Source organism: Nostoc sp. (assembly GCF_036916985.1).
Taxonomy (GTDB): domain Bacteria; phylum Cyanobacteriota; class Cyanobacteriia; order Cyanobacteriales; family Nostocaceae; genus Nostoc.
The window spans coordinates 44,207-50,642 of record NZ_JBALFD010000015.1; the positions used below are offsets into that span (position 1 = coordinate 44,207).

6 protein-coding genes are annotated in these 6,436 nt (G+C 41.2%); 5 read left to right on the forward strand and 1 reads right to left on the reverse strand.

Features of this window, described 5'->3' with window-relative positions:
• Nucleotides 1-176: 176 nt before the first annotated feature.
• On the reverse strand, nucleotides 177-2,630 hold the full coding sequence (locus tag V7L07_RS04895; protein WP_442936008.1) for an LAGLIDADG family homing endonuclease: 2,454 nt from the start codon (nucleotides 2,628-2,630) through the stop codon (nucleotides 177-179).
• 379 nt (nucleotides 2,631-3,009) lie between these two features.
• On the opposite strand from V7L07_RS04895, the gene V7L07_RS04900 reads away from it, so the two are divergent.
• The 5 genes from V7L07_RS04900 to V7L07_RS04920 all read left to right on the forward strand — a co-directional run bounded on the left by V7L07_RS04900 (nucleotide 3,010) and on the right by V7L07_RS04920 (nucleotide 5,951).
• Nucleotides 3,010-3,345 (forward strand): KGK domain-containing protein, encoded by a 336-nt coding sequence (locus tag V7L07_RS04900; RefSeq protein WP_335055602.1) that lies wholly within the window; start codon nucleotides 3,010-3,012, stop codon nucleotides 3,343-3,345.
• 64 nt (nucleotides 3,346-3,409) lie between these two features.
• Nucleotides 3,410-4,402 (forward strand): tRNA lysidine(34) synthetase TilS, encoded by a 993-nt coding sequence (gene tilS / locus V7L07_RS04905; protein ID WP_335055604.1) that lies wholly within the window; start codon nucleotides 3,410-3,412, stop codon nucleotides 4,400-4,402.
• Between the two features lie 139 nt (nucleotides 4,403-4,541).
• On the forward strand, nucleotides 4,542-5,219 hold the full coding sequence (locus V7L07_RS04910; protein ID WP_335055606.1) for a Uma2 family endonuclease: 678 nt from the start codon (nucleotides 4,542-4,544) through the stop codon (nucleotides 5,217-5,219).
• Between the two features lie 34 nt (nucleotides 5,220-5,253).
• A complete protein-coding gene (locus V7L07_RS04915) occupies nucleotides 5,254-5,532 on the forward strand; it encodes a DUF2281 domain-containing protein (RefSeq protein ID WP_335055608.1) in 279 nt (92 codons plus the stop codon).
• Nucleotides 5,529-5,951: a type II toxin-antitoxin system VapC family toxin gene (locus V7L07_RS04920; RefSeq protein WP_335055609.1), complete on the forward strand. Its 423-nt coding sequence runs from the start codon at nucleotides 5,529-5,531 to the stop codon at nucleotides 5,949-5,951. Before V7L07_RS04915 ends, V7L07_RS04920 begins: the two co-directional genes overlap by 4 nt.
• Nucleotides 5,952-6,436 lie beyond the last annotated feature (485 nt).

Consider the following 6,436-nt stretch of genomic DNA (forward strand, 5'->3'; position numbering starts at 1 on the left):
TATCACATACGCCCCCGCACTCTTGGAGAGATTATATTCTAGATACCAATTTTTAGGATAATCTAGTTTCACTCTCTACGCTGTACGGTGTCAAAGGCTTTTTAGTTCCTTTGATTACCACGGGATTAGCATCTCAGCTTTCCCCGTTTTTGCGAGGTTTTTAACGTGAGGCAAAATCACTTACCACACGGATTTAGCCCATAGCGAGCTAAACGATGTTCTAACTCATTAGCATCAAGATTTGAATAACGTTCTTCTAACCACTGTTTTGCTGTTCCTTGTTCATAAGCTTGCAAAAACTCAACTTTCAAAGCTTGTGTTGGTAGCAAATCAATGTTTGATCGCGCTACGGCTTCACCAGCCCATTGAATTGCTCCCTCGCCACTGTAATATTGTTTGCGGACAGCACCAACACATTCTTCTAAGGTTGGCTTGCGGTGAAAAACTCTGGTATGGTTTGCCATCCTGAGTGCATCACGCTCTGGATCGATTCGCCAGTTGCCATTTTCATCTTGCTGCCATAAGTTATCTTTGGCATCGGCAAATAAACTATCTTCGCTAGAACCTTGCCTCATGCCAGCACTATTGTGTGTTAGATAGCCATCACAATAGAAACAATGAGCTTCTTCGACTTCAATATCGTAAGTGTGGACATGATCATAACTTCCCAGTCCTTTAACTGTGACTGGAATATCTAGCGAAATATCAGCTTCAACGATATAGCGTTCATAATTGGCATCAACGGTGCGAGAACCTTGGAAGCCCATATCTCGCATCTCGCTATAGGTGTAAGCTTCCCGCATAATTGCACCAGGCACGGTGAAACCATACATTTTCAGCCCTTGGCGGAGTTCTCGTTTAACTGAATGAGGTGCAATAAGGGCGTTATAACGTTCTTTTAAGGCTGGAATTGTGAGGTTGTACTTAACTTGCCATCCCGACTGCTGTGGATGGGTAATGCTAATTCTGCCAGCGATCGCCAAACTGGATAAAACTGCACTAACTTGTCTAATAAATGACCGATAGACTGAGGTAACTAAGTGAGGGGGTCGGTTATTGACAGCACCATCACTATCCATCAATCCAGCAAGGTAAGCCGCCCTGATATCTACTGAACCCTGCAAAATAAAACTAGGAACTGCTAGGGGAATATTAGGTTGCTTGATATAGCGATGGAAGTACTCAGCTAGTCGAATAGATGAGCAGATTGATTTGGCAGTGTTTTCGCCCTTGATGATCCCATGAGTAGCGGTCAATCCAAATAAAGCTAAAGCAGCATCTATTTTGGCTTGAATTCTAGTTGTGAGTTCCGTATCTAAACTGTTCATTGCCCATTCAACCCGGCCATAAGGTTTATCATACTTATTGCGACCGAGAGCAATATAGCCGTCACCGTGGGTTAACCCAATTAGCCAAGCAACCTCAGATGTCAATTCGGGAATTACAAACGATTTAGCTGTGCGACTGTTTGAGGGACGAGATTCAGTAAAATCAGGGGGGAGATGGGTAACTGTACCAGGTAGAACTTGTGTGTTGTGCAGTAGGCGATCGCCCTCAACTAGATTTGCAATTGACTTCCAGGTAATTCCCCCTTGAGCATCTGCAAGAACTGCTTGTCTGTGGTTTAAAGTTGCTCTAGGGTAAGTTGCATTAGTTTCAATTTCATAGACATCCTGAAATCCTTGGTCGAATTTATCAACAACTCGCCGAAATCCTAAAGGAGTTTGTACTAGATCGCCCACTTGGACATCGCAAATGGGAACAAGACCTTTGGAAGTATGAACCAAGGCATCTTCAGGTAGGCAGCGCCGAATGTTACCAGCAACAATTGTGACAGCAGCTTGATCGATTAATAGACAGGATTCAACTGAATTTAATTGTCGTCCTAAAGCTTTATTGAGGATGGAAGCACAACGCTGATAGAGTCCGGGCAATTTCACCGGATTTGCAACTCCTCCAAAGCCGTTGAGAGTTTCTCCTGCTTTGCGGACATCGCTGATATCAACTAATACTTCAACTTCTGCGGAAAATTGTTCATCAGTGGAGAGTTCTAATAAGGCTTGATATGATTCAACCCAACCTTCACGACTATCTCCAACGTGAATAGTGACGTTATTTCCTTCTATATGAGTTTCAGTATATTCACGTCGCTGTTGGACAGGAGTGCTGCCAATTTCACCTTTTACAGTCACATTCAGTTGATTACGGATGGGGGGCAACTGGTTAATAAATTGTGGTTCTAGGACGGCTCCAGTGCCACAGCCCATCATTGCCAAATCCATCATTAAACCGAAGGCACTCCAGTCTTCAAGATTGGTAGAGGTGCAATTATATGCCCCGGAAAAGTTCTTTGGCTTGGTTATCCAGTCTGTGCCACCAACCCATAGCCAGCGCCCACTGGGCATAGCTTTCAAGTTGCGCTGCATCTTATCCAGTGTGGCAGCTTCTTCTTGAGTGAGCTTTCCCAACTCGACTAAGCCGAGGAGAGTGCGATCGCACACCTCATCCCATGTTTCCCTTAGTCCCGCCTTTGTACGACGGCTATAGGTTCTAAAAAATACGGGATTTGCAGCCGGTGCTGTTTCTGGAAACCTTGCACTCTGGCGTGTTCTTTCGAGATTCTGAACCATATATTAAGTGTCTTGCGTTCTTCTTGCGTGCGGACAGATTATGACTATACGCCAAGTAGTTTTAGTATTAAAGATTGTCAAATTGTCCACTTTACGCTAGCTCTACCCTGCACTAATTACAACAGAAATTTATAATGTATAATGTCCTTCACCCTTGGATGGAAGATATATACCCTGTTCTAATTTACACCAATTGTTTTATAAGTAAATTATCTCTATCGCCTGATCTTCAAGCTGATTATCACTACTCGGTACTCAGTAATTTTCATTACTTTCCTACAACTAGGGTGACGGTTAAACAAGTTGTGGTTGTAAGTCAAATCCCAACAATTAATTCCCATCTCTTGGGAACTATAAATTTAGTTACAGGAGATTGACTATGAATGATCAATGGGAGCCTCTAAATACTGATGATGATGTTGTGCATTTTCACCAAGAAGCATTTGAAAATTTACCCCGCACTCAAATGGTGTTTCAGTTATTAAAGGAAATCAAGAAAATTTGGGCAGAACACTGTACATCGTCAGGATCAAGAATATTTGGGGAAGGATTTGAATGTTGTGTTTTAATACCTGGTCAACAATGGCGAACAGGTAAAATTAGAGTGAGCCTAGAATTTTGCCCTGATGAAATCGAAGATTATCGATTAGACATCAAACAGGAAAACTCTCCCCTTGACGATCTTCGGCAGCAACTAAAGGAAGGTAAAAACTAATACCAAAGTTTATCTACACAGATATAATAGAAAATTATCTTTGTCTGTGTGCGCTGAAAAAAAAATGGTATGGACTCCCCTACATGCAAAAATACATCGCACAATCCGATCGCGTCACTTATTTGAGCGCAACCAACGGCTATTAGTCGCTGTCTCCGGCGGACAAGATTCTTTGTGTTTAATCAAATTAATTTTAGATTTACAATCCAAATGGGGATGGTATTTAGGGATTGCTCACTGCGATCATCGCTGGCGTTCTGACTCTGAAGCTAATGCTCATCACGTCGAAAATTTAGCGAAAACTTGGGGTATATCCTTTTATTTAGAAACAGCGAACAAACCGATAAATAGTGAAGCTGCTGCACGCGATTGGCGCTATCAAGCTTTAAGTGCGATCGCCCAAGCAAATAATTATCAATATATAGTTACAGGACACACCGCCAGCGATCGCGCCGAAACTCTCCTCTACAACTTAATTCGCGGTACTGGTGCTGATGGCTTACAAGCCCTGACTTGGCAACGTCCCTTAACTACAGGCATTATGTTAGTGCGTCCACTTTTAGAAATCACTCGTTCGCAAACAGAGCAATTTTGTCAAGAATTTAAATTACCAATATGGGAAGATTCCACCAATCAAGATTTGCAATATGCCCGCAACCGCATTCGCCAAGAACTGATACCATATTTGCAAGTAAATTTCAACCCTCAAGTAGAATCAGCCTTAGCCCAAACAGCAGAACTTTTACAAGCAGAAGTGGAATATTTAGAAAAAGCTGCCCAGGAGTTGCGGGATGGGGCATTGGGCGTGAGACATGAAGAAGATTCCCTTACTCTTCTTCCTTTACGGTTAAATCGTCGGGTATTACAAAAAGCACCACTGGCGTTGCAACGTCGGGTGATGCGTCAGGTATTGCAGCAAATACTGACTGATGCGCCCAGTTTTGAACACATCGAAAAATTAACGGCTTTAATTATAGCGCCCAACCGATCGCAAACCGATCCATTTCCTGGTGGTGCGATCGCTCAAGTAGAAGGCGACTGGATTTGTTTGAAATAGTTTTGAGTATTGCTATTGCAAAGCAAGGAGAGGTTTGTCGAATTCACGTTAAATCACACTCTCGCGTTCTTCTAAATTGCTATCAAAATTTATTAATAAAATAAAGACGTACTAACCACCGAAAAACAGCAAGCCCATCATGCTAAATTACGATCCATTAGCTTGTTTGCCCTCATCAGAGGAACTGCCCGACTCTGACGATACCCCAGTGGATAACGAATTACAAGATTTAATTCCCGGTTTACTCAAAGCAATACTCGCAATGGCTTGGTCAGAACGCATGGATTGGTATTTTGGCGTTGATATGGGTATTTATTATGACCCAGATTTACCAGCGATAGTCCCAGATGGGTTTTTGAGTTTGGGCGTTGAGCGATTTTATGATGAAAACCTCCGTCCCAGTTATGTGCTTTGGGAAGAGAAGAAACTACCGATATTAGTGCTGGAGGTGGTATCTCAGACATATCGCGGTGAGTACTCAACCAAGAAAGCAGAGTATGCAAGATTGGGAATTTTGTATTATGTAGTTTACAATCCATTTCGTCGCCGTAAGCCACGTTTAGAAGTTTACAAATTAGTTAATAATGTTTATGAATTTCAAGATGGTAATCCTGTTTGGCTACCAGAAATAGGTTTAGGAATTGGCATCGAACGAGGAACTTATCTAGGTATACCACGGGAATGGATGTATTGGTATAACCAACAAGGACAACGGTTGTTAACATCAGAAGAAAAAGCTCAACAAGCGCAGCAAGAAGTTCAAGTCTTACGAGAACGGTTGCGAGCGCTCGGCATAGATCCTGATTCTCTATCCTAATTTGCTGTAGAAGCTCATTCACGAAGGTAAAACTATGACTATTGAACAAACAGTTCTACAAACATTCCGAGAATTACCACCAGATAAACAGCAAGAAGTTTTAGATTTTATTCAATTTCTCAAAGAGAAATTATCAGTTAAAAAACCATTTTCTATATCTGAACATCAAAAAAGTTTAAGAGAAAGTAAAGACATTACTGATTTTTGGTCAGCTTTACAAGACTTTAGACAAAGGGTTGACTTAGAAAGTATTGATGATGACACTTTTGAAAATATACGGGATGAGTCACCAGGAAGAGAAGTTAATTTATGAGTGTAAATTATTTACTAGATACTAATATTTTGTCGGAGGCTAAACGACCTCATCCCAACGAGAAAGTAATGGAAAGGCTAAGATTATATAGACAAGAAACAGCCACAGCTATCCTAGTTATCCATGAAATGTTATATGGTTGTTTACGTCTTCCTATTTCTAAAAAACATCAAGATATAGAGGATTATATCAACAACGTGATTTTAGCAGAAATCCCTTTATTTGATTACGAGCTAAAATCTGCACAATATCATGCTCAGGAAAGAGCTAGATTATCAAAAATTGGTAAAAATCCTGGATTTATTGATGGGCAAATTGCGAGTATTGCAGTTACAAATAACTTGATTTTAGTAACGAATAATGTAGCAGATTTTCAAGATTTTGATGGTATAAATATAGAAAATTGGTTCATTAATTAAGATGCCGCATTGTTTCTTTCCAAAGACTGCTTGAAAAGTGCGTAGGCGTAGCCTGTCGTAGACATCGCTCGGCATAGATCCTGATTCTCTCACCTGAATTGCTATCAAAATCTATTAATGAAATAAATCCCATAATCACGAAGACGCGATTTATCGCGTCTTTTGCCTTAACCGAACAACATTGCGAGGTTCACAAATGAAGCTCCGAGGTTCATCAACGAAGCTCTGAGGTTCACGAACGAAGCTCCGAGGCTCATCAACGGAGTTCAAAGACTCATTCACGAGTATCAAAGACTCGTCTACGAATATCAAAGACTCATTCACGAGTATCAAAGACTCGTCCACGAGTATCAAAGACTCGTCCACGAATATCAAAGACTCGTCCACGAGTAAGCTGTTCCACATTTCAATTGCATAAATGGTAAACTAGATATATCCGTGCATTCAGCATTATTATGCCTGCCAAAGGGTTTCTAGCTCAATCT

Excerpts from the sequence above, each read along its gene's own strand:
- tilS (WP_335055604.1), top strand. The coding sequence starts at position 3,410 with ATGGTATGGACTCCCCTACATGCAAAAATACATCGCACAATCCGATCG.
- V7L07_RS04895 (WP_442936008.1), bottom strand. The coding sequence starts at position 2,630 with ATGGTTCAGAATCTCGAAAGAACACGCCAGAGTGCAAGGTTTCCAGAA.
- V7L07_RS04910 (WP_335055606.1), top strand. The coding sequence starts at position 4,542 with ATGCTAAATTACGATCCATTAGCTTGTTTGCCCTCATCAGAGGAACTG.
- V7L07_RS04900 (WP_335055602.1), top strand. The coding sequence starts at position 3,010 with ATGAATGATCAATGGGAGCCTCTAAATACTGATGATGATGTTGTGCAT.
- V7L07_RS04920 (WP_335055609.1), top strand. The coding sequence starts at position 5,529 with ATGAGTGTAAATTATTTACTAGATACTAATATTTTGTCGGAGGCTAAA.
- V7L07_RS04915 (WP_335055608.1), top strand. The coding sequence starts at position 5,254 with ATGACTATTGAACAAACAGTTCTACAAACATTCCGAGAATTACCACCA.